General features: G+C 45.3%; 16 protein-coding genes and 1 tRNA gene. 10 read left to right on the top strand and 7 right to left on the bottom strand.

What is annotated here, in order from left to right:
• The first annotated feature begins 112 nt into the window (after positions 1 to 112).
• Together nfsA and ACPUEK_RS18140 are read left to right on the top strand one after the other, a co-directional pair.
• A complete protein-coding gene (gene nfsA / locus ACPUEK_RS18145; RefSeq protein WP_067221449.1) occupies positions 113 to 850 on the top strand; it encodes an oxygen-insensitive NADPH nitroreductase in 738 nt (245 codons plus the stop codon).
• A 130-nt stretch (positions 851 to 980) separates the two neighbouring features.
• Positions 981 to 1057 (top strand) — tRNA-Ile (locus ACPUEK_RS18140).
• Positions 1058 to 1882: 825 nt separating this feature from the next.
• On the opposite strand, the gene ACPUEK_RS18135 is transcribed toward ACPUEK_RS18140, so the two are convergent.
• A complete protein-coding gene (locus ACPUEK_RS18135; protein ID WP_425641724.1) occupies positions 1883 to 3052 on the bottom strand; it encodes an EAL domain-containing protein in 1170 nt (389 codons plus the stop codon).
• 227 nt (positions 3053 to 3279) lie between these two features.
• Here ACPUEK_RS18135 and ACPUEK_RS18130 point away from each other — a divergent pair, with 227 nt between their 5' ends.
• The 7 genes from ACPUEK_RS18130 (at position 3280) to ACPUEK_RS18100 (ending at position 10744) form a co-directional block, all read left to right on the top strand.
• On the top strand, positions 3280 to 3711 hold the full coding sequence (locus ACPUEK_RS18130; protein WP_425641723.1) for a helix-turn-helix domain-containing protein: 432 nt from the start codon (positions 3280 to 3282) through the stop codon (positions 3709 to 3711).
• A gap of 1609 nt (positions 3712 to 5320) precedes the next feature.
• Entirely contained in the window at positions 5321 to 5851 is a 531-nt protein-coding gene (locus ACPUEK_RS18125; protein ID WP_425641722.1) for a hypothetical protein, read from the top strand.
• 134 nt (positions 5852 to 5985) lie between these two features.
• A complete protein-coding gene (locus ACPUEK_RS18120) occupies positions 5986 to 6714 on the top strand; it encodes a DUF4145 domain-containing protein (RefSeq protein ID WP_425641721.1) in 729 nt (242 codons plus the stop codon).
• A 25-nt stretch (positions 6715 to 6739) separates the two neighbouring features.
• A complete protein-coding gene (locus tag ACPUEK_RS18115; protein WP_425641720.1) occupies positions 6740 to 7261 on the top strand; it encodes a cysteine hydrolase family protein in 522 nt (173 codons plus the stop codon).
• Positions 7262 to 7423: 162 nt separating this feature from the next.
• Positions 7424 to 7987 carry a DUF6891 domain-containing protein gene (locus ACPUEK_RS18110; RefSeq protein ID WP_425641719.1) on the top strand — a complete coding sequence of 188 codons (564 nt, stop codon included), beginning with the start codon at positions 7424 to 7426 and terminating at the stop codon, positions 7985 to 7987.
• Between the two features lie 79 nt (positions 7988 to 8066).
• Positions 8067 to 8381 carry a DUF1330 domain-containing protein gene (locus ACPUEK_RS18105; RefSeq protein ID WP_425641718.1) on the top strand — a complete coding sequence of 105 codons (315 nt, stop codon included), beginning with the start codon at positions 8067 to 8069 and terminating at the stop codon, positions 8379 to 8381.
• A 377-nt stretch (positions 8382 to 8758) separates the two neighbouring features.
• Positions 8759 to 10744, top strand: a complete 1986-nt coding sequence (locus tag ACPUEK_RS18100; RefSeq protein ID WP_425641717.1) for a methyl-accepting chemotaxis protein — start codon at positions 8759 to 8761, stop codon at positions 10742 to 10744.
• 58 nt (positions 10745 to 10802) lie between these two features.
• On the opposite strand, the gene ACPUEK_RS18095 is transcribed toward ACPUEK_RS18100, so the two are convergent.
• The 6 genes from ACPUEK_RS18095 to ACPUEK_RS18070 are packed head-to-tail and all read right to left on the bottom strand — an operon-like array spanning position 10803 to position 21346.
• Positions 10803 to 12089 carry a DEAD/DEAH box helicase gene (locus tag ACPUEK_RS18095; protein ID WP_067032422.1) on the bottom strand — a complete coding sequence of 429 codons (1287 nt, stop codon included), beginning with the start codon at positions 12087 to 12089 and terminating at the stop codon, positions 10803 to 10805.
• 32 nt (positions 12090 to 12121) lie between these two features.
• Positions 12122 to 13003 (bottom strand): transglutaminase family protein, encoded by an 882-nt coding sequence (locus ACPUEK_RS18090; RefSeq protein ID WP_067216873.1) that lies wholly within the window; start codon positions 13001 to 13003, stop codon positions 12122 to 12124.
• Complete coding sequence (locus ACPUEK_RS18085) at positions 13000 to 15570, bottom strand: circularly permuted type 2 ATP-grasp protein (RefSeq protein WP_083202891.1); 2571 nt, start codon at positions 15568 to 15570, stop codon at positions 13000 to 13002. Before ACPUEK_RS18085 ends, ACPUEK_RS18090 begins: the two co-directional genes overlap by 4 nt.
• 21 nt (positions 15571 to 15591) lie before the next feature.
• Entirely contained in the window at positions 15592 to 18945 is a 3354-nt protein-coding gene (locus ACPUEK_RS18080) for a DUF2126 domain-containing protein (protein ID WP_067032417.1), read from the bottom strand.
• Entirely contained in the window at positions 18942 to 19889 is a 948-nt protein-coding gene (locus tag ACPUEK_RS18075) for an alpha-E domain-containing protein (protein ID WP_067032413.1), read from the bottom strand. Before ACPUEK_RS18075 ends, ACPUEK_RS18080 begins: the two co-directional genes overlap by 4 nt.
• Before the next feature lie 2 nt (positions 19890 to 19891).
• Complete coding sequence (locus tag ACPUEK_RS18070; protein WP_067216871.1) at positions 19892 to 21346, bottom strand: circularly permuted type 2 ATP-grasp protein; 1455 nt, start codon at positions 21344 to 21346, stop codon at positions 19892 to 19894.
• Between the two features lie 263 nt (positions 21347 to 21609).
• On the opposite strand from ACPUEK_RS18070, the gene ACPUEK_RS18065 reads away from it, so the two are divergent.
• Positions 21610 to 22830 carry an FAD-dependent monooxygenase gene (locus tag ACPUEK_RS18065; RefSeq protein WP_067216867.1) on the top strand — a complete coding sequence of 407 codons (1221 nt, stop codon included), beginning with the start codon at positions 21610 to 21612 and terminating at the stop codon, positions 22828 to 22830.
• Positions 22831 to 22867 lie beyond the last annotated feature (37 nt).

Genomic DNA, 22867 nt, shown 5'->3' with positions numbered 1-22867 from the left:
TTGGATCTGTTTTTACTGAAAAAAAGGAAGTATTTTTAAAATAGCGGGTGTGGCTTGGTCTTACCACCTTGGCTGTCATAATGCGTAGCATGACAAAGATAAGGAGTTATTCATGAATTCTGTTATGACGTTGTTAAAGTCGCATCGATCCATTCGAAAGTTTACCGAAAAACCGTTAGCAGTCGGAATGCTTGAGCAGTTAGTCAGCGCAGCCCAAGGCGCATCATCAAGCAATCACGTTCAGGCCTACAGCATTATTCGAGTAACAGACCCAGAGAATCGGGCTAAGTTGATGGCTCTCTCTGGTGATCAAGCCTACATTCAACAAGCTGCTGAGTTTCTTGTATTTTGTGCCGATATGAAACGTAATACAGAAGCAGCGGCTCGCACAGGCATTGAACCGACTATGGGCATGACGGAACAATTACTGGTATCGACCATTGATACGGCCTTGGTCGCGCAAAACCTAACCATAGCCGCTGAATCTGAGGGTCTTGGCGTCGTCTATATTGGTGGAGTGCGTAATAATCCAGAAGCAATCAGCGAATTACTGCGATTGCCAGAGCATGTCTACCCAGTGTTTGGTATGTGCCTTGGCTACCCAGATCAAGATCCAGACGTTAAACCGCGCTTACCCTTGGCAACAGTGTTGAAGCAAGACTACTACGATGCACAACATGACCCAGTATTAATTGAGCAATACGATTCAGAGATGGAGCGTTACTATCAAGCACGGACGGGCGGGAACAAATCCTCGAATTGGTCGCAAAGTATGGCGCCCATGTTCTCCGGGAAGCTGCGCCCACATATGCGCGATTTTCTGATCTCTCAAGGCTTTGAAATGAAGTAATGGCACTTTGAGCCTTTTCTAATAATGGCGATAGAGTGATTGGGTGCTTAGTTGCTTGATTTGTCGGAAGAATTTTACTTAATGTTCTTGGCAAGTAGATGTGGTCTGGCTATAATAGGCGCCGATTTAAGGCCCCATAGCTCAGTTGGTTAGAGCATCCGACTCATAATCGGCAGGTCCCCTGTTCAAGTCAGGGTGGGGCCACCATATAAATAAGCCCTAGCAGGTTAATGCCTGCTAGGGCTTTTTTATTGCCAGCATTTGCTGCACCTCATTTACCTAGGTAAATGTGATCTCGTACGAAATCCTTTCTCGATTGGTAGGACCTCGGTCTCCGAGGAAAACACACTCAGACCAAGCGATCCTATGAATAATACAGAGTAACGAGTTTCGGTGCTTACCAGCTACTTTGTTGCTTCATTCCATGCCATTTAATTTGTTTGCGCTATGTCTTGCCTCGTACCTCGCCAGCGACGCGTCAGCACAAATCAAACGCATGGAATACCGCTGACCAGCTTTTGTACGAGCGAAATCCTTTCGCGATTGGTAGGACTTCGGTCTCCGAGGGAAACACACTCAGACCAAGCGATCCTATGAATAATACAGAGTAACGAGTTTCGGTGCTTACCAGCTACTTTGTTGCTTCATTCCATGTCATTTAATTTGCTTGCGCTATGTCTTGCCTCGTAACTCCCCAGCGACGCGTCAGCACAAATCAAACGCATGGAATACCGCTGACCAGCTTTTGTACGAGTGAAATCCTTTCTCGATTGGTAGGACTTCGGTCTCCGAGTGAAACACACTCAGACCAAGCGATCCTATGAATAATGCAGAGTAACGAGTTTCGGTGCTTACCAGCTACTTTGTTGCTTCATTCCATGCCATTTAATTTGTTTGCGCTATGTCTTGCCTCGTACCTCGCCAGCGACGCGTCAGCACAAATAAAACGCATTGAATACCGCCGCTCCAGCAGGGCCTTAGGCTAAGTAATCTATTAAAAGCGTGGAGTAATGAGCTTGCTGAGGTCTGGTGTCACACCAGAGAGTCTATAGAAATATTGGAGTGCTGGTGTTGAGCCAGCCAATTTTCAAAGTCCGAAGCAGGTAGTGGCTTTGAGAAAAAGTACCCTTGGAAGATTGTGTACCCGAGTGATTGAAGTATTTGCAGTTGCTGTTCATTTTCGACGCCCTCTGCAATCACCGCTAAACTAAGGTTATGGGCAATAGATAAAATAGATTTGCTTATTTCTGTATAAATAAATTTTGGCAAGTTCAAAACAAAAGATCGATCAAGCTTTAGTTGCGATACAGGGATTTGTGCTAGCCGATTAAAGTTGGAAAAACCAATGCCAAAATCATCCAGAGATATTTTCAGGCCAGCATTATAAAGTTCAAAAATAGTTTTCTCTGCTTGGCTATAACAGTTTATTTCTTTGCTTTCTGTTATCTCTATTGTGATATTTTTAGGATGAACCTCGTTGTATTTAAGCGTTTTTAATATTTTTTCACTGAGATACACATCGTTAAAGCTGGATGCCGAAAAATTGACGGCCGTCACGGGGAGTTCGATCCCCTTGCTTTCCCAGTCCGCTAACTGCTGGCAGACATGATCCAATACCCAGAGATCCAGCTCTGCGATGAAATTATAACTTTCCGCCAAGGGGATAAATGTATCAGGGGGGATTTGCTCGCCGTCTTGTCTTATCCATCTAACTAAGGCTTCTACGCCAAACAGCGTTTCATTTTCTGCATCGTACTGAGGTTGGTAGTGAACAAAAAGCCTGCCAGCGGCCAAATCACTGACCAATTCATCCATCAGCGTTACGGAAGGGGCAGTGTTGTGGGTAGTCAGTAAGCTCTCATTAACCAACTTGATGTTGATATACTGGTTGCCAGATATTTCAATTTCTTCTGGCAAAAAACGTAATTCAATAGGAGCGTGATTTTTAACTTTAAAGAGAAGATCAACCTGTTGGCCACTTAACTTTCGGAACTCACTTGGATGAAAAATACGCTGTTCCGATTCGAGCCAAAAGCAATCCAAAGATAAGAAATAACGATTGTGTGAAGGAGAGTAAGTCGCACCCGCCATAGGATTACAAAAAACCACTGAATCATTACGGTCCAACACAATAAAGCATCGAATCGTTTCTTGTAAGGCAAGCCAATCAGCCGCAAAATCTGTTTTGTTAGTGTTGATCAAGATCCTACCCAAAAATTTACTACAAGCTGAAAATTGCACCAGAATTGCAGACTCGAACTAACGAAACAACAAAACGTCTAGGACAGTTAGTGAAGACTAATATTGCCTTAAGGGCAATTAAAGTCAAGCAATTTGCCCGTACTGCGTTGCCTCAATGGCAATAAAATGTCGAGTAATTTGCCCTATTGGTTTTGCCTAGATGGCAAAAAAATACGGATAATTCCGCTATGAATATTGGCTATGTTATAAAAACCCTTCGAAAACAACGTAAGATGACGCAAGAGCAGATTGCACTGGAAGCAGAAATTGCCACCAGCAATGTTTCGCGCATTGAAAAGGGCTTAAGACAACCCTCTCAAAAGGTGTTGCAGAAAATATCAAAAGCCTTAGATATCACACCCTCAGTGCTTTACGCCGCATCTGAGCTGCCTATTACAAGCATCCCAAGTTTCTTAGAAAACCATAAAAGCGCGGCATTGCAAGAACATATCCACCCGATTGATCTTAATGCAGACACCAGCGCCTTATTAAAGCTTTTTCACGAACTCTCCCCGAGTAACAAAAGCTTATTGCTTGAGCAATTGAAAACCCTCCACCGTTGGCAAATTTCCACTGATGTGGACGTCGACAACCACACCTCTATACATCGTTTTAATTAAGCGCTCGCCAAGGTAGAACCCAGTCCCATAGTGCGTGGGAATAATACGTAGGAATCCTTTCGCGATTTGTGGCGCCTCGATCTTCGAGGGAAACATTCTCAGATTAAATGATCTTATTAAAAACTAAGAATAACGAGTTTCGGTGCTTAGCAATCGCTTTGTTGCTTCATTCCATGTCATTTGATTTGCTTGCGCCATGTCTCGCCTCATACCTCGCCAGCGACGCGTCAGCACAAATTAAACGCATGGAATACCGCTAACCAGCTTTTGTACGAGCGAAATCTTTTCGCGATTTGTAGAACCTCGGTCTCCGAGGGAAACAGTCTCAGATCAAATGATCCTATTAAAAACTAAGAATAACGAGTTTAGATGCTTACCAACCGCTTTGTTGCTTCATTCCATGTCATTTAATGTGCTTGCGCCATGTCTTGCCTCATCAGCTTTTGTACGAGCGAAATCTTTTCGCGATTTGTTGGACCTCGGTCTCAGAGGGAAACATTCTCAGACTAAATGATCTTATTAAAAACTAAGAATAACGAGTTTCGGTGCTTACCAACCGCTTTGTTGCTTCATTCCATGTCATTAATTTGCTTGCGCCATGTCTCGCCTCGTACCTCGCCAGCGGACGCGTCAGCACAAATTAAACGTATGGAATATCGCTAACCAGCTTTTGTACGAGCGAAATCCTTTCGCGATTTGTAGAACCTCGGTCTCCGAGGGAAACAGTCTCAGATCAAATGATCCTATTAAAAACTAAGAATAACGAGTTTAGGTGCTTACCAACCGCTTTGTTGCTTCATTCCATGTCATTTAATTTGCTTGCGCCATGTCTCGCCTCGTCAGTTTTTGTACGAGCGAAATCTTTTCGCGATTTGTAGGACCTCGGTCTCCGAGGGAAACAGTCTCAGATCAAATAATCTTATTAAAAACTAAGAATAACGAGTTTCGGTGCTTACCAACCGCTTTGTTGCTTCATTCCATGTCATTTAATTTGCTTGCGCCATGTCTCGCCTCGTACCTCGCCAGCGACGCGTCAGCACAAATTAAACGCATGGAATACCGCTTACTCTGTAGAACCGCGCTGCGCGAGGGATTGAACATATTTTAATTTGAAATGATCTCGATGATTCAACTGCTTTTATAGCCCTTGTGGATAAGCCAAAAAACTTGTTTGTATATACAGTCTATTTTTGCTTTATCAAATTGAATGCTCAGCTTTATGATCTGAACGCGGCTCAGCTTCTCGGTTTGTCATGGAAGCGTCAACGAAAGTGTATTAAGATCAATAATTAACCAATATCACAGTCAGCGAAAGTGTATTAAGATCAATCATTAACCAATATCACAGTCAGAATAACGTGCTGTGGACAAATGATATAACACGCATGCTTAAATATGTGTTTTACATTGTGACGGGATAAGCCAAAAAAAGGCTGAAAAACCATCACATTAGTGGGTTTTATTTAAGCTCACTGGCATTGCGTAAATGCGCATTCACACTATTAAGCTGTTATGTGAAGTCCTGAATTTAGCTGCAGTCCTTGAAATACACCAATATTGGTGTATTATGATGTTTCATACACCAATCTTAGTGTACTTGGGGCACAGTATGAATAATATTGAATATAAACAAGCAAAAGAAAAATTAGGGATGAAAAACCCTGATATATGGTGCGGCTATTTTAATATTGCTAAAGACACTGATAAGTCATATAGCAGTGGGCGATTATCAATTCCTGACGAAATTGAAGCTAAGGTTCAAACGTTAGTTGAAGCTAGGCAGCTAAAAGTACAAAAACTGAAAGATAGAATATCTGAAATTTTCCCTAATGATAGTGTAGATTTATGTGATCATACTAATGATATTAACCTACATATCAAAGAGTTAGGTGTTACTGTTAATTTTAAAAATAATGGGAAAGATCATTTTCTACATGATGTGTATAGTTTCATCGGACCCGGAAAAATCAACCACTTATTACTTTACTACCCCGAAAAGCCTTGGGTAAAGGATAGGTCACAAACTGCATTTGATTGGTTCTATTGGCGTTCGGATCCATCTCAAAGTATAGGTATGCAAAATTATCATAATGTCATCACAGAAGAGCTGTTAAGGCAGTTGGTGCTACCGAAAAAATAATCACATAACAAGGCCATCAAGATTGACGTCTTTTCCGTTGTTAGGTTTGTGGCTTAACGCTACGCTACCACAAACCTAACAACTCTAAAGCCGCAACTTATGGCGGCGTTAGATTTACACGAGGAAATTAGAGTATGGCAATAAAATTCAATTGGTCGTGCCCATACTGCAATAGGGATGCAACGATTACTGATTCTAATTTCAGTAGAAGTGTTCATTTCTACGACAATGATAATAAAGACGGTGACTCTGCAATAGTAACAACCGTAATAACCTGCCCAAACGAAACCTGCAAAGAATACACAATAAAGGGCGCACTTCATTCAGCATATTGGGATCGCAATCATAAAATAAACCCTGATGTCCGTTTTGAGTGGAGCATGAAACCAAATTCGATGGCCAAGCAATTTCCGCCGTACATCCCCAAAGCCATCATTGCAGATTATGAAGAAGCCTGTCTTATAAAAGAGCTAAGCCCGAAAGCATCAGCAACTCTATCTCGGCGTTGTTTACAGGGAATCATTAGGGATTTCCATGGAATCAAAAAAGGTAGGCTTGTCGATGAGATAAATGCTATCCAAGAATTAGTGGATCCGATTACTTGGCAGGCCATAGATTCGGTGAGAAGCATTGGTAATATCGGCGCCCATATGGAAAAAGATATCAATTTAATAATTGATGTTGAGCCTTCAGAAGCTCAATTGCTTATAGGACTAATTGAAATTCTAATTAAGGATTGGTACATAGCGAAGAATGAGCGTCAAAAGCATCTCGAAAGCATAATCGGTGTGGCCGGCGCTAAAGCCGAAGAGAAAAAATTTAACAAGTCAATGCAGCCGACCGCTAAAGCGTCGGCTGATTGAAGTGTTAGCCCTAGGAGGAAGTAATATGAAATCGGCACTTTTAGTCGTAGATGTACAAAATGGAGTTTTTGGTTCCCCCAATCCTCCATATTTATCTGAGAATGTAATAAGCAACATTGAGCAATTGTTGAGTTATGCCAGTTCTTCTGAAATTGAAATTATATTTATACAACATGAAATATCGGGAGTGCTCGAGCCAGAAAGTGATGCTTGGCAACTATTTTCAGATTTAACAATTAATGATTCTAGCTATAAGGTTCGCAAAAAAACGCCAGATTCGTTCTATAATACAAACTTAAGAGAGTATCTAGATGAAAATGGAATTGAGCATGTACTTATATGTGGCTATTCAACAGAGTTTTGTATAGATAGAACGGCGTTTAGTGCCGCAAGCAAAGGCTACAAAGTTACCTTGATAGAGGATGCTCATACAACACACAGTAAGCCTCATTTAGATGCACCTTCGATTATTGCACACCATAGCTTTACTCTGTCTAAGCATCCCAATATTTTTCTGAGCTCTACTGCAACGTTAACTTCGGGCTAATAAGTTGATGCATGAGGATTCGATACAGTTATTGCGGTTTAAAAGGCAGTAAAAAAAGCGCCAACTTACTTGTCGCTTAGCGAAGCTTTATCCGCTATGAGAGTTATCGTTCTATCAATACTGCTAATAATTAGCGGATTTGCTGTGTCCAAGGAAGCAACCATGAATGAAGTGAATCAATACATCTTAGATACCATCAAAAGTCATGTATGGGGTGGGTTTGATACACCTGACGATATTCAAGAGGTCATTTCTGATTTACTTGAAGAAGGCGCTGATGAAAAGATGCTTCGTGAATCTGTAAGCACCGAATTTATGAAAAAGTTAGAAGCTGAAAAGTCATGGCCTAAAGTGACGGATATTGACCGGTTGGAAAGTGTGTTTTTAACGCTCAAGACTAATGGTATTCTTTGTTTACATAATGCAGGCTATACAATGTCTGATGGGCATGAGGATTCGAATGAGGCGTTGAGTTCCTATCCGAAAGATAAATTCTTTGGCTATTGCTTTTACCATGGTCAAGATTTAGAACGTGCTGTTTCTGGTGAAGGATTGATGCTAGCGTATGATCACGTTAATGGTGATGTGCCTGAAAATATTAATGTTGCTCAAACGATTCAGAAAGCGTTAAAGAAAGCGGGATTCGACGTAGAGTGGGATGGCACCACTAATCAACGACTTTCTATCCCTAAATTCGATTGGAAACATCGTGCAAACAGCAGATAGCGAGCGCGTGTTATCGGGCTGGTTTTCCGGTTCGCTGCAAAAAGGTCGCCGCTAGACATAAAATCATGGAGAGATATTTTTGAAAGCATACTTAGTTTTGGATTTTGAAATTACTAACTTACCTGCATTTATGGAGTACGTTGAAAAAATTCCAGAATATCTCAGGAAGCATGCAGGTCGATATTTGGTTGAGGGAGTTACCCCAGAAATTTTGGAAGGTGACTGGGAGCCAAAAACAATTGTCATTCTGGAATTCGAAACTCAGGAGAATTCAAATAACTTTCTATCTGACCCTGAAGTAAAGCAATTGTTTTCTATCCGTCATAAAAACACGAATAGCAATCTTATCAAAGTTAGCGGTGGGTCGTGGAGAGATGAATTATCTTCAAATTGAGGCCAAAGTATAAGGTATAACAAACTCTGGGAAGTCACAAAGCGTTCATTTTTAGTCGCTCTTACCAGCTCTGAATAACAACCTAAACCCCCTCTAAGAAAACGATTTTGAATGCATCATGCCACCGCATTGAGAAAATAATGCCTGATGTCGGCCCAAACTTCGCCTATGGCGGCCTGCTTCATAAAGACTCATGTCTAGTAAACTTTATCTTTCTAAAAAGTCGTACTGATGTTGGCCTGTTCGCTTTTCCATCTTCACTTCACTCTCTATTGATGCATTAGACTTTTCTTACCATAAATTGACATTTACGTTTGCTTAGGTAAATAAGTTGAACCATGATAATAAGACGCAAGAAGGAATGTAGGGAGAGATGCGTGTTTAAGAATCTTAAGGTATCTAATGCGATCGCGCTGGTGGGCTTTATACCACTGCTATTAGTTGTAATACTCGCTTTTTTCTTGGGTTCGAGTTTGATGAACAGTATCCGAGATACTCAAAAAGCTAATGACATTGTGCATTTAACGGAAAGGCTTGATGCAATTGCTCACAACTTTGCCGTTGAACGTGGTTTAACTGCAGGCTTTTTAGGGTCTAATGGTGAGCAAGGAAAAGACAAGGTTTTAAAACAGCGCTCGGTCGCTGACCAAGCTGAACAGTCGTTACGGAATCTTTCTGCCGACGATTTTCATGCGCTGACCCAGTCTGAAATTAATACGTTAATCCAACCTACTTTGGCGCTTCTTAACAACAAATCCTCAGTTCGCAATAAAGTCGACAGTTTATCTACTGATAATGGGGCATTTGCCTTTTATTCTGATCTTAATGCCTCGGCTTTACGCGCTATTCAACGCGGTATTAATCAAGTGGCAAGTCCTAAGATTACCCAAGCGTTGTCATCGCGTTTAAGTCTGCTTTGGATGAAAGAGCGTATTGGGCAATACCGAGGGGCTCTGAATGGTGTATTCGCGGCGGGTAGTGTCAGTGAGCGTCGTTTTGTTCAAGTGTCGAGCTTTATTGCAGATGAATCTGTCTGGGAAAGTTATTTTAACGATGTCGCCACGCCTGAACGTAAGCGTCAACTTGAAAGTCTGAAAAGTCAGTCTGAGTGGAAAAGTGTTCAGCAAGTACTGTCTGGTTTTATGAATACCAGTGACCTTCAAGCCGTTCAAGGTCCAGATAACTGGTTTGCGTTGGCGACTGCGAAGATCGGTCTTGTTAAGAGCTTGTCAGACGAGATTGGGTCAACAGTAGATGATATTGCGGATGCTCAAGAAAGCCGTGATGTAACAACCTTTACGTTAGTTGTTATCGCCATCTTAGTAGTGGGCTTATTGGTGCTACTGCTGACGATCAGTGTGATTCGGTCCGTTTCTAGCCGTGTTGCTATGGTTCATAATGCATTGAGTTCTGTGGGTGAGAAGAAAGATTTCACGGTGAATTTAGAGGTCAATTCTAAAGATGAATTGGGCCATATAATGCATGAGCTGAATTTACATCTTGAGCATTTATCTAGCACGTTTGGAATGTTGGCGCAAAAGTCTCAAGAATCAAACAGCAGTATGGATGGCTTAATCGTGCAAGCCAAAGAGGCCGCGGCAGAGACTCAAGACCAGTTGGCTCGAACGGATCAAATTGCCGCTGCGATCGAGGAGATGTCGTTAACCAGCGGAACTATTTCAGCAGACATGCAAGCGGCTGCAAAAGCAACGGAAACCATTCAGTCTCGTGCTTCGGAAGGCCGTGCAGGCATGCATTCAATTCAGTCATCGATTGAAATCTTGAGCCGTGAAGTGACCGGTGGATTTGATTCTGTGCAACAGGTCACCAATCAAACGGAACAAATTGCGTCGATCCTACAAACGATTGAGTCGATTGCTGAGCAGACTAATTTGTTGGCGCTGAACGCTGCTATTGAAGCGGCACGAGCAGGTGAACAAGGTCGCGGTTTTGCTGTGGTCGCGGATGAAGTTCGTAGTTTGGCACAGCGAACTCAAGACTCGACAGAAGAGATTCGTTCGATGATCGAGACGTTGATTAGCTCCAGTAAAAATGCGTTATCGTCGATGGAAAGTTGTTCTTCGATGGCGACGAACACTGCATCGGAAGTGATCAACAATGCGGAAATGATTGAATCATTGCTTGAGTCTGTGGACGAGATCAATATGACCATTGAGCGTGTTGCTACGGCGTCGGAGGAGCAGTCTCAAGTCACCGAAGACATTAACCGTAATGTGCAGATGGTGCGAGATCGCTCAAGCCATATTACGGAAACGGTTAATTTAACCGAGTCTGAGGCGCGTCAAACTCAGGATCGCTTTGATGCGGTGCTTAAAGAGTTACAGTCTTACCGACTACGTTAGTCGTTGGTGGCGTGTCACGATGTAAGAAAAAGCCGCTTGTGAGCGGCTTTTTTGTCGATTACTTTTTGGCTTTCGCAAAGGGGTTACTGCGCAGTCCAGGGCCTTTTGTGACATCCGGTTTGACGGGGTCAATCTTGGCTTTTTTGCCTTGAACTTCTGGCGCAGCTTTGACGACTTTCTTTTGGCTACGAGGATGGGTATCGGGCACGCGATGTTCCGGCTCAAAGCCTGGGATTTCTTTGCGTGGTACGCGTTGTTTTAGTAGCACTTCAATAGCACGTAGGTTTTCTACCTCATCGGCACACACTAAGGAGACAGCGCGACCTTCTAGCCCAGCACGTCCGGTTCGACCAATACGGTGTATGTAGTCTTCTGCGACGTGTGGCAGGTCAACATTGATCACCACTGGCAAGCCTTCGATGTCCAGCCCACGAGCGGCGACGTCGGTTGCCACAAGGTAGGCCAGTTCGCCTTTTTTAAAAGCATTAATTGCTGATAAACGTGCGTACTGTGGTTTGTCGCCATGCATCGCGAGGGCATTAAAGCCTTCTGCTTGCAGGATCTCCGTAATTTCATCAGCACCACGCTTTGTCTTGGTGAAGATCAACGCTTGATTCCAGTGTTGACGATTAAGTAGTTCAGCTAACAGTTCCGGTTTACGCACTTTATCGACGGTGTAAATTTGGTGACGAACGGTGTTTGCAACGCGGTTGCTTTGTTTTGCGGCGACTTCTTCTGGGTCTCGTAGCCATAGCTTGGCTAATTGTTTGACGGCATCAGAATAGGTCGCAGAAAACATCATGCTTTGACGTGTTTTAGGCAGCAGCGCCAGCAGCGCATTAAGCGCTTCTTCAAAGCCTAAATCCAACATACGATCGGCTTCGTCTAATACTAAAAACTCCAGTTCATCGAACGCCACGGCATTTTGCTTAAACAAGTCCATTAAGCGTCCAGGTGTGGCGACCAGTAAGTCTGCTCCGCGTTTCATGCCGTTGATTTGCGGGTAAGCTTGAACGCCGCCGTACATGGTCTGGCTACGCAGCCCTAGACCTTGGCTGTAGGTGCGTACGCTGTCGCCGATTTGGCTGGCGAGTTCGCGAGTAGGGGCCAGAATTAAACAACGAACTTGTGTTGCACTGGCACGTTTACCTTTGCTCAGTTGCTCGATGATTGGCAGAGTAAAGGCAGCGGTTTTACCAGTACCGGTTTGCGCCGCGGCCAATACGTCTTTACCCGATAGAATCAGTGGAATCGCTTGTGCTTGGATCGGTGTCGGGGTGTGGTAGCCCAGTTCTTTGAGTATGTCCGTGACAGCGGAAGATAAACCAAGTGTTGCAAAGGTCATTGTAGTACCAAATTGAGGGAGGCAACGCTGTATTAAACGCGCTGCACGTCCACAGAAACATTAAGTGATTGACTGTCGCCACCGTCGAAAATCACGCCTTGTAGCGGTGTGACATCAGCGTAATCACGCCCCCAAGCGGTGACGATGTGCTGTTCGTTAGGCATTAAGTCATTTGTGGGGTCGAATTCTACCCACCCTAGATCAGGAATGAAAATAGCAAACCACGCATGGGAGGCATCGGCTCCAACTAATTTCTCTTGCCCAGGAGGTGGCAGTGTTTCTAAATAGCCACTCATATAGCGTGCAGGCAAGCCAATAGAGCGAATACAAGCGATGGCTAAATGGGCAAAGTCTTGGCACACACCGCGTTTTTCTTCCAGCACTTGTTCCGCCGGAGTGCTGACGCTGGTCGCCGCTGGGTCAAAGGCGAATTCTTCAAAAATCTTGTGCGTGAAGTCCATACTGGCTTGAAGTACGGGGGTATCATCCAGAAAGCAGTCGCGTGCGTAATCTGCTAATGCTTTGCTACGACGAATATGCAAAGAATCTAAGGTGTACTCTTTGACCATGCGCAGCTGTGGTGTGGATGCTTCGGTAAGCTGATCGCGTAACTCTTTACAGGTCAGGCCATGCAGTGATAACTGTCCAGAGACATCATTTTGTTCAATTTCAAAATAACACTCCACATCAATCGCGAGTTTTTTATGGGGCTCTTGCACAGAAAAATAAAACGTCGGGTTGCCAAAATAGTCTTCCCCGTTGGTCTGATACACCGGTGTCGGTGTTACTTTAATTCGACGGCTTAAGCAACGTTGGTTGAGCGTATCACGCGGAAGTAGATGCGCCATGTTGTAACACAAGGTGACGGGCGCATTGTATAGGTATTCCGTTATGTGGCGGACTCGATATTTCATACGTTATTCTTCCATTTCGCTTTCACGAGCTGCTGCGGTCCTGCGGTGTGATCAAAGTACTTATCACTTAGAATGGTCGTCAGATGCTCTAGGTTATCCATTACCTGAGTCATCAGCTCGGTTAAGTTATGACGAGTTTGGCTAGTCTCATCGATTTGCGCTAAGGAATCCAAGTCTGCCAATTGAATGTCGTTTAACGATTTTATGATGAAACGATTTTCCGGTGATAAGCCCAATGTGCCTTGATCTGTCGTTGGTAGCTCGCTGACGTACTTGCGCAGTTGCTCGACTTGATAAATTAAGGAGCGTGGATTGGATCGATCGATCATCAATAAATCTAAACCGTAGGACACACGTGCTCGTGTTCGATAGCGGCGACGGAAGGATATTAGCGCTTCTACACTGAGTAATACCGACTCGAGTACTTGTTGCTGTTGCAAGCTCGGAAGCGGTTCAGACAAGGTGTTTTTCAGTAGGTTTGCCGTCAGCATTGCCCGTTCTGTTCGACGGCCAATTTCTTGGAACATCCAGTCCATACCGCGCAGCATGCTTTCATGATTGAGCCCCGAAATCGCTAGCAAAGACGTTACAAGGCTGTCTAATGACTCTTCTGGAACGGGGGGGAGACCATTGATGTAGGCCCGATCAATACTGTGAATGTGGTCGCGCAGTTCGTTCAAAATGATACGCGTATCCGCGGATAGCATTTCTTTTACTTGCTCGGCACAAGCTAGCATCTGTTGTAGATTCGACTTGATCGATCCCATACGTTGACTGTCGACTACCAGTGCAGCCAATTCATCGTTCGGATTTTCAAGCAGCTCAGGCTGATCGTGGAAACCGGGGAGTGAACCACTGATATCAGACATGGCGCACAGCAGTACTTTGCGGCTTTCTGTAGGGAAAATATCAATGCCATTCAGTTGTTTAAAGATCGTGCGCATTAAGCGTAAGCTCATTTCCGCACGTTCGGCATATCGCCCAAACCAGAATAAGTTTTCAATGACACGACTAGGCAAGTTTGCGGCTTCGGCCTGCGCGCCCGGTAAATTGTCCAACGGCACGTCGATATCGGCTTCCACCGTATCGCTTAAGATCCACATATCTTTGCTGCGTGAACCCGATAAATTCTTACTGACGATTGTTTGGTCACGAGAGTCCGCAACGCGCGCTAACCCTCCCGGCATTACACGATAACCCTCATCACTTGCGACACTAAAGGTACGCAAAATACAGGGTCTTGAGCTGAGCGCACCATCTTCCCAAATGGGGCTATGGGAACCGGGAATATACGTTTGAGCGACATAGGCGATTGGGTTTTCTAAAATCGCGGCCGTCATATCAGCTAGACCTTGCTTATCAAGCTGGTGTCCGTAAACGCTTTTGCTAAGTTGGCTACGGAACGCTGGTTTGATGATCAGCTGTGGCAAGTTATTTAAGACATAGTCGAGCTGCTTCGCATTGCCACACCAATAGCTGTCTACTGACGGAAGCAGTAATTCTTCGCCCATTAAACATTGCGCAATGTCGGGTAAAAATGCCAATAGGGCGGGGGTCTCTAATAAGCCTGAACCAAGTGGATTGGTGACGATGACATTGCCTTGACGCGCGACTTCGAGCAGTCCAGGCACACCTAATCCAGAGTCTGAGCGCAATTCGGCTTGGTCACAGAAGGCATCTTCGACACGACGTAATATGACGTCGACGCGAGACAAACCATCTAAAGACTTCATCCACACTTTGCCATTGCGAACCGTTAAGTCACCCCCTTGAACCAATGGATAGCCTAAATGATTTGCTAGAAAGGCTTGTTCAAAGTAGGTGCTGCTGTAAGCCCCTGGTGTCAGCACTACAATACGGGGTGATTCGGTAATGTGTGCCGCCAGCTGGCTAATGGTTTCACGCACCGTTTGAAAGAAGCCAGAGAGTCGCATGGTACGACTGTCGCGAAACAAACTGGGCAAAATACGAGACACGACCGTGCGGTTTTCCAGTGCATAACCCGCCCCACTCGGGGCTTGAGTACGGTCGCCTGTGGCAATAAATCGACCACTTTGGTCGCGTACCAGATCCACGGCATGAAAGGTCAGTCGATGTTCGCTTGGCCACGGCATATCATGGCATTGACGTAAAAAACCGGGATGAGAAAAAATGATTTCAGAAGGAATGACGCCTTCTTTGAGCAGTCGTTGCTCACCGTATAAATCCTTATAGAGCAAATCAAACAGCTTTGCGCGCTGTTGTAATGCGCTTTCCAGTTTCAACCATTCGGCTTTCATCATGACATTAGGAATAATGTCTAATGACCAAACATTAGGTGAAAGAGGATCGCTTTTTAAGTTATAGGTGGCCCCATCATCACGCAAAATCCGTTGCGCTCGCAGATGGCGGTCTTGCATCCCTTCTGCACCGAGCTGTTGCATCGCGGTCGTGATCGCTTGCCAAGGCAAGCGAACCGAGCCACGACCATCAAATGCCTCGTCGTAGGCATTTGATGGTGCAAGGTAAGGTGCAACAAACAACTCATCAGCAGTGGTTGTTATGGATGGAGCAACTGTATCTGTCATAGTTAGACGTTCTAATGGAAATTAGAGCCTAGTATACCTCTTCCTTAGATCAAGAGTATGAGGATATTCATGACAGACTTCCTCTTCCGGCGGCGCCATAGGACGAGTTGCTTTGTCGTGAGGCATTAGATGGCGCAATTTACTCAGCTCCGGCTGCGCGGGTAACGTGCCTTGCGTAAAACCATGATCCCAGAAACGATTGATACGTCGAGCCTCGGCTTCGTTGCTGTTGACTGGCAAGGTATCGTAGCTGCGGCCACCTGGATGGCTAACATGATAAGTACAGCCGCCAATAGAAACCCCGTTCCAAGTATCGATCAAATCAAACACTAATGGCGTATCCGTGCCGAGTGTTGGATGCAGGGCAGACGGTGGCGCCCATGCTTTGTAGCGAACCGCGCCAACCGCTTCGCCTTTACGGCCGGTGTTTCTAAGCGGAACGCGGCGTCCATTACAAGACAATACGTAGCGCCCTTCGGTTAGTCCTGACAAGCGCACTTGCAAGCGTTCTACAGAGGAATCCACATAGCGTGCCGTACCTGACTGAGAAATTTCTTCGCCCAGTACATGCCATGGCTCAATTGCCCAACGCAATTCCAGCTCAATATCGTCGATTTGTTGACGGCCATAGTGCGGGAAGCGGAACTCTTCAAACGGTGCTAGCCAATCAAGTTTGAATGGTAAGCCGTGCTCTTGAAGATCGTCTACGACGGCTTTTATGTCCTGCCAAACAAAGTGCGGCAACATAAACTTGTCGTGTAACGAGGTGCCCCAACGTACTAATGGCTTGTGATACGGTTTGTCCCAGAAACGCGCCACCAAACAGCGTAACAACAGCATCTGTACCAATGACATACGCGCATGCGGAGGCATTTCAAATCCACGAAACTCAAGTAAGCCTTGGCGGCCACTGCTGGTGCCTGCGGCATACAGTTTATCAATACAGAACTCTGAGCGATGCGTGTTGCCAGTGATGTCTACTAGTAAATTACGCATTAAGCGATCGACTAACCAAGGTTCATCGACCAACCCTTCGGGGATGTTTTGGAACGCAATTTCCATCTCATATAAGGCTTCATCACGACCTTCATCCGGGCGAGGTGCTTGGCTGGTTGGGCCAATAAACATGCCTGAGAACAAGTACGAAAGTCCTGGATGGTGTTGCCAGAAGGTCACTAAACTGCGCAATAGATCGGGGCGGCGTAGTAATGGGCTGTCAGCTGGCGTAACGCCACCTAAGGTGACATGGTTACCACCGCCGGTGCCAGTGTGGCGGCCATCGTTCATGAACTTTTCAGCACCCAAACGAGACTGATAGGCCTGCTCATAAAGTGTTTCGGTATTGTGCAGCAGTTCGTTCCAGTTTTTTGCTGGATGAATGTTTACTTCGATAACACCTGGGTCTGGGGTGATTAAGAACTTCTGCATACGAGGGTCTTTCGGAGGTTCATAACCTTCGATAACCACCGGCAGTTTCAGTTCGGTTGCCACTTTTTCAATGCTGTGAAGCAAGCTTACGTAATGCTCCAAGTTTTCAAGTGGTGGCAAGAATAAGTGCAGTCGTCCTTCACGAGCTTCCACGCATAATGCGGTACGAATGATCGGTTTGGTCGCATTTTTAGCCGCTTGACGTTGCGCCATTCGTGCCTGAAGCGTTCGCACTTGAGGCGTCGTTTTAGGCGCATCGGACTGACTAAATGCAGGCAATGGTCCACGTTCTGCAAAAGGATCGCATTCAGGTGTTTGATCTTCTTCTTTGATCGCTGGTAAGGAGTTCAATGGCAGGCGGTAACCCATAGGACTGTCACCCGGAATTAAGGTGATCACGTCTGAACGCATTGGCCATAAGCTGCTTTGCCATTTTGCACCATCAAACTCAATGGGTAACACATAACCGCTGACACGCTCTAAGCCTCGGCTTAGAAGTTTGGCTAAGCGACGACGCTCTAGATCGTCTTTTAGCGTTGCTTTGCGCGGGTTCACATCATCCGGTAAAGAGCGCTCTAACCAAAGGTAATAAAGCGTATCTTCGTAAGAAGGCTGAAGGAATTGCGCATCCAACTTTAGCTTTTTACACAGTGCTTGGCCGAAGCGTCCGGCATCTTTTTCAGTATGACCGTAATCTTTGTCGACACGTGCTAAATAGCTAGGATCCTGCCATAAGGCTTCACCGTCAGTTCGCCAGAAACAACCTAAAGCCCAACGCGGTACTTCTTCACCTGGATACCACTTACCTTGGCCATAATGCAGCAAACCGTTGGCACCGAACTCTTGTTTCATGCGCAACAGTAAATCTTTGGCAAGGCGCAATTTATCAGCGCCCAGCGCGTCAGTATTCCATTGCTCTGAATCCATGTCATCAATGGAGACAAACGTTGGTTCACCGCCCATGGTCAGGCGAACGTCGCCTTCCTCTAAACGCTTATCCACTGCGTGGCCTAGCGCTTTGATATTTTCCCACTCGTCGTCGTCATAAGGTTTGGTGACACGTGGGTCTTCATGAATACGAATGACTTTGTTGGTGTAGCTAAATTCGCATTCACACTCATCAATAAGACCGGAAATAGGCGCAGCAGAAATAGGTTCGGCTGTACACGCCAGCGGAATATGACCTTCGCCAGCGAACAAGCCACTGGTTGGGTCAAGACCTACCCAGCCTGCACCCGGTAAGTAAACTTCACACCAGGCGTGAAGATCGGTGAAGTCTTCTTCTGGGCCAGATGGGCCGTCTAACGCTTTGATGTCAGAGGTAAGCTGAACCAAGTAGCCTGACGCGAAACGTGCAGCTAGACCGAGGTGGCGTAAAATCTGTACCAACAACCAAGACGTGTCACGGCAGGAGCCTTTTTTTAGCGTCAGCGTTTCAGCACAAGTCTGTACTCCGGGTTCAAGACGAATACCGTAGCCAATTTCATTTGCTAGGCGGCTGTTTAACGCCACCAAAAAGTCGATCGTCACCATGGGGGTTAGATCAACGCTTTTCAGCCACTCGTCTAATTCAGCGCAACTTTCAGATTTGTTTAAATACGGTTGCAGCTCCTCTAACAGCTGTTGGTCATATTTAAAGGGGAACTTATCCGCGTATTCTTCAACAAAGAAGTCAAACGGGTTAAGTACCGTCATATCGGCAATAACTTCTACTTCAAATTCAAGACGATTGGTTTTTTCTGGGAAAACCAGACGTGCTTGAAAATTGCCGTACGGGTCTTGCTGCCAGTTAACAAAATGCTCTCCGGGCTGCACTTTAAGTGAATAGCCATGAATATGTGTACGCGAATGTGGTGCTGGACGTAAGCGTAGAATATGCGGCGAAACATTGATAAAGCGATCAAACTCATAGGTGGTTTTATGCTGTATCGCGACGCGAATGGTCATGCCGCTTCTCCTTTCTGGAAGTTAAACCAGTTTTCCGTGATTTGCTGATTCAAGGTAATAATACTCAGCTGAATGTCGTTTAAGTAGTCACTAAACTCATGGTTAAGGTCACTTGAAAGTTCGATGGAGCGCGTCTCTTCAAGTAATCGATCCGCACTCATAATGACAATGCCAGAGCGTGGTAGCTCTGCTGCTGCCACTTTAATTTGTTCTAAACAGTAACGCTGTGAGCGTGGGAAGTATTTATCGTTCAGCAAGAAGGTCACCGCTTTAGCGCCGCGAATCGAGCTGCGCATAGTGCGTCGAAAACTCAAGTACGCACTTTGCGATTTCAGTACTTTGGACCAGACAATCTGTCCAAGTTCTAGGTCTTGCTCTTCTTGAGATTGAACCATCAAAGAAGTGGCGGCATCGATGATACGCGTATTCATATCGGCGCGTTCTAGGTAACGCCCTAAAATAAGGAACTGCCAACCCGCATCGCGATCCATTGTTCCAGCCAGCAAACCTATGATTTTTTGACAGCCTTCAATAATTGTATTGAGGTAAGCGTGTCGCGCTGAGCGATTAATGCCTTGCTTGATATTCTGTTTGGCAAATAAATCCAGCTCGTTAATCAGTTCCCACATTTCGTTAGGCAATACATCGCGTGTCGTACGAATGTTTTCGCGTACCAATTTGATGGAATTTAACAATGAGCTTGGGTTATCGTCGTCTGACAATAAAAATTTCACCACATTGCGCTCATCTTGTACTTTGTAGCGATTATTAAACGCTTCGATACCACTGTTGATCTCGATAAGGTTATACCAAGAAATTTCGACCACATTGTGCGGTAAGTCGTACAGTAAATCGTCGTATACGCTAACTAAACGGGCCGTATTTTCCACGCGCTCTAGGTAGCGAGCACTCCAATATAGGCGTTCTGCAACTCTTGAAAGCATGATTAGGCTCCTTTTGTATCCACAATCCAAGTATCTTTACTACCACCACCTTGTGACGAATTAACGACCAGAGAGCCTTTTTTCATCGCCACACGGGTCAATCCTCCCGTCGTGACATAGGTGTCTTTGCTTTGCAAAATAAATGGGCGTAGATCCAAGTGACGCGGTTCTAACGATCCTTTTCCGATCAAGGTAGGTGCTGTGGACAGTTTCAAGGTGGGTTGAGCAATGTAGTTACGAGGGTTGTTTTTAATCAGTTCCGCAAACTGCTGCTGCTCTTTTTTGGTTGAGTGTGGTCCAACAAGCATGCCGTAGCCGCCAGATTCATTGGCTGGTTTTACGACTAATTCGTCAAGGTGCGCTAGCACATATTCGCGCTCTTCTGAGTTATCGCATAAGTAGGTTTTGACATTTTTCAGAATCGGCTCTTCGTCTAGGTAGTAACGAATTAACTCTGGTACATACGCGTAAACCACTTTGTCATCGGCAACGCCTGCCCCAGGGGCATTGGCTAAGGCCACATTGCCCGCTTTCCAAGCGCGCATCAGACCTGCAACGCCCAATACTGAATCAGGATCAAACGCTTCAGGGTCGAGGAACAAATCGTCAATACGGCGATAAATGACATCAACGCGCTCAGGCCCGTAGATGGTTTTCATATAGACGCAATCGTCTTCGTCGACGAACAGGTCAGAACCTTCGACTAATTCAGTACCCATTTTCTGCGCTAAAAAGGCGTGTTCAAAGTAAGCCGAGTTATAAATACCTGGCGTCATGACGACAATTTCTGGTCGCTCAATATCACGTGGAGATAGGGCGGCAAGCGTGTCAAATAGGTTGGATGTGTAAGCACCAACGGGCAATATTTCATCGTTTTCAAACAGTTCTGGTAACACGCGCTTAGTGATTGCACGGTTTTCTAACATATAAGACACGCCAGAAGGCACTCGAAGATTATCTTCTAATACATAGAAATCGCCGTGCTCATCACGCACTAAGTCTGTACCACAAATATGTGCCCAAACACCGTATTTCGGTGACACGCCAACACATTCTGGGCGAAAGTTCTTAGAGTCTTTAATAATATGTTCTGGAATGATGCCGTCTTTGATGCAGTTTTGGTCGTGGTAGAGATCGTCGATGAAGCGGTTAAGGGCGGTGAGTCGTTGTTTGAGGCCTTGGGCGGTAATCTCCCAATCTTTGGCGGCAATGGTGCGAGGTACGATATCGAAGGGCCAAGCTCGGTCAATGTTGCCTTCTTCGGTATACACTGTGAAACTAATGCCCATCTCTTGAACCGTTGCTTCAGCCATAATTCGCCGCTTTTCAAGCTCGTCTGTTGGTAGGCTGTTTAAGTAGTCTAGCAATTCTTTAGCGGGTGGATGGGCTTGTCCAGATGAAGTAATAAGCTCATCGAAAAAAACGCTGGTGTTGTAATTATCTGTCAATTTATCCATATCTTATTATCCCCGTTAACGTCTGCGGGAGTGCGTCAACACAGTTCATCCTCATTTGCGTATAGGTTATTGATGAACCAAAAGCATGCATTAAGCAAGTGAAACTTCGAATTTACTAATACAATTGTTATGGACTTAGCAATTATTACGCCAGAATACCGGCTAAATATTCCCATTAAGTGACTGAGTAAACTTGTTGGGTTTCCGTATTTATGTCAGGTTTCTAGCGAGAGTTTTTGTTATGATGCGGAATGGATTGATAAATGAGTAAGGAAAATACTGTGGCGCATTTTGACCAAGCCAAGCACGTAATCGTCGTTGGCGCTGGCATCGGTGGTTTGACGGTTGCTTTAGGATTAGCCAAGCAGGGCTTTCATGTCAGAATCTTTGAGCAAACATCGGCGTTAAGTGAAGTGGGTGCTGGCTTGCAGCTTAGCCCTAATGCAATGAAAGTGCTTCGTGAGTTTGGTATAAAAGACCGCCTCGAAAGTCACGCCTTTACTCCGCAGAAAGCCTGTATTCGAGATTATCATTCTGGTCGTTATTACTTAGAAGCACCACTTGGCAAGCATATTGAGCAACGTTATGGCGCGCCTTATTGGCACATTCACAGAGCTGATTTACACAAAGAATTAGTGCAAGCCTGTTACAGCGCTGGGGTCGAAATAGAACTGGACCATAAAGTGTTGGGTTATCGTGAAGATCATAAAAATGCCACGGTACTACTGGAAAACAGTACAGAACATGCGGACATTGTGATCGGCGCTGATGGCATTCATTCCAAAATGCGGGAGCTAATGCTAGGCGTTCAAGCGCCTATTTTTACTGGCCAAGTAGCATGGCGCGGTACGGTTCCAGCGGCCGCGATCAAAGGTACCATGATTGAACCAAATGCCACCGTTTGGGCGGGGCCGAACAAGCACCTTGTGACCTATTATCTGCGCGGTGGTGAGTGGGTTAACTTTATTGCCGTGGAAGAGCGAGCTGAATGGCGGTCTGAATCGTGGCGTGAAGCGGGAGATGTCGAAGAGTTACGTAGCAAGTTCGTCGGTTGGCACCCTGAAGTTACCTCTGTTTTAGAAGCCTGTGACGAAACGTTTTTATGGGCTTTGAATGGTCGTCCAACGCTCCCTAAATGGCATGATGAACGCCTAGTGTTGCTGGGCGATGCATGCCACCCAATGTTGCCTTTTATGGCACAAGGTGCAGCGATGGCCATTGAAGACGCTTTTGTACTTGTTACAACACTGACAAAGTATCCTTTTAAAGACGCTTTTGAGAAATACGAAAGCGTTCGTAAACCGCGAGCAACTGCAGTTCAGCGTCAGTCTCGTGATAATGCCGCCTTGTATCATATGCATGGTGGTTGGGAAGGGCGCTTAAAGCTCAAAGCGCTTGGCGTTGCATCAAAATACTTCAGTCGTATTATTGAGTCTAAACTGGATAATATTTATGGTCATGATGTGACCACGTTGGCTCTGTAAGTCACTGATCTGACAATCATCTATTCAACGAAATTCG

This window comes from Marinomonas gallaica (assembly GCF_049821165.1).
Taxonomy (GTDB): domain Bacteria; phylum Pseudomonadota; class Gammaproteobacteria; order Pseudomonadales; family Marinomonadaceae; genus Marinomonas; species Marinomonas gallaica.
Note: the sequence above shows the minus strand (reverse complement) of the source record. Positions and strands in the feature narration are given on the sequence as shown.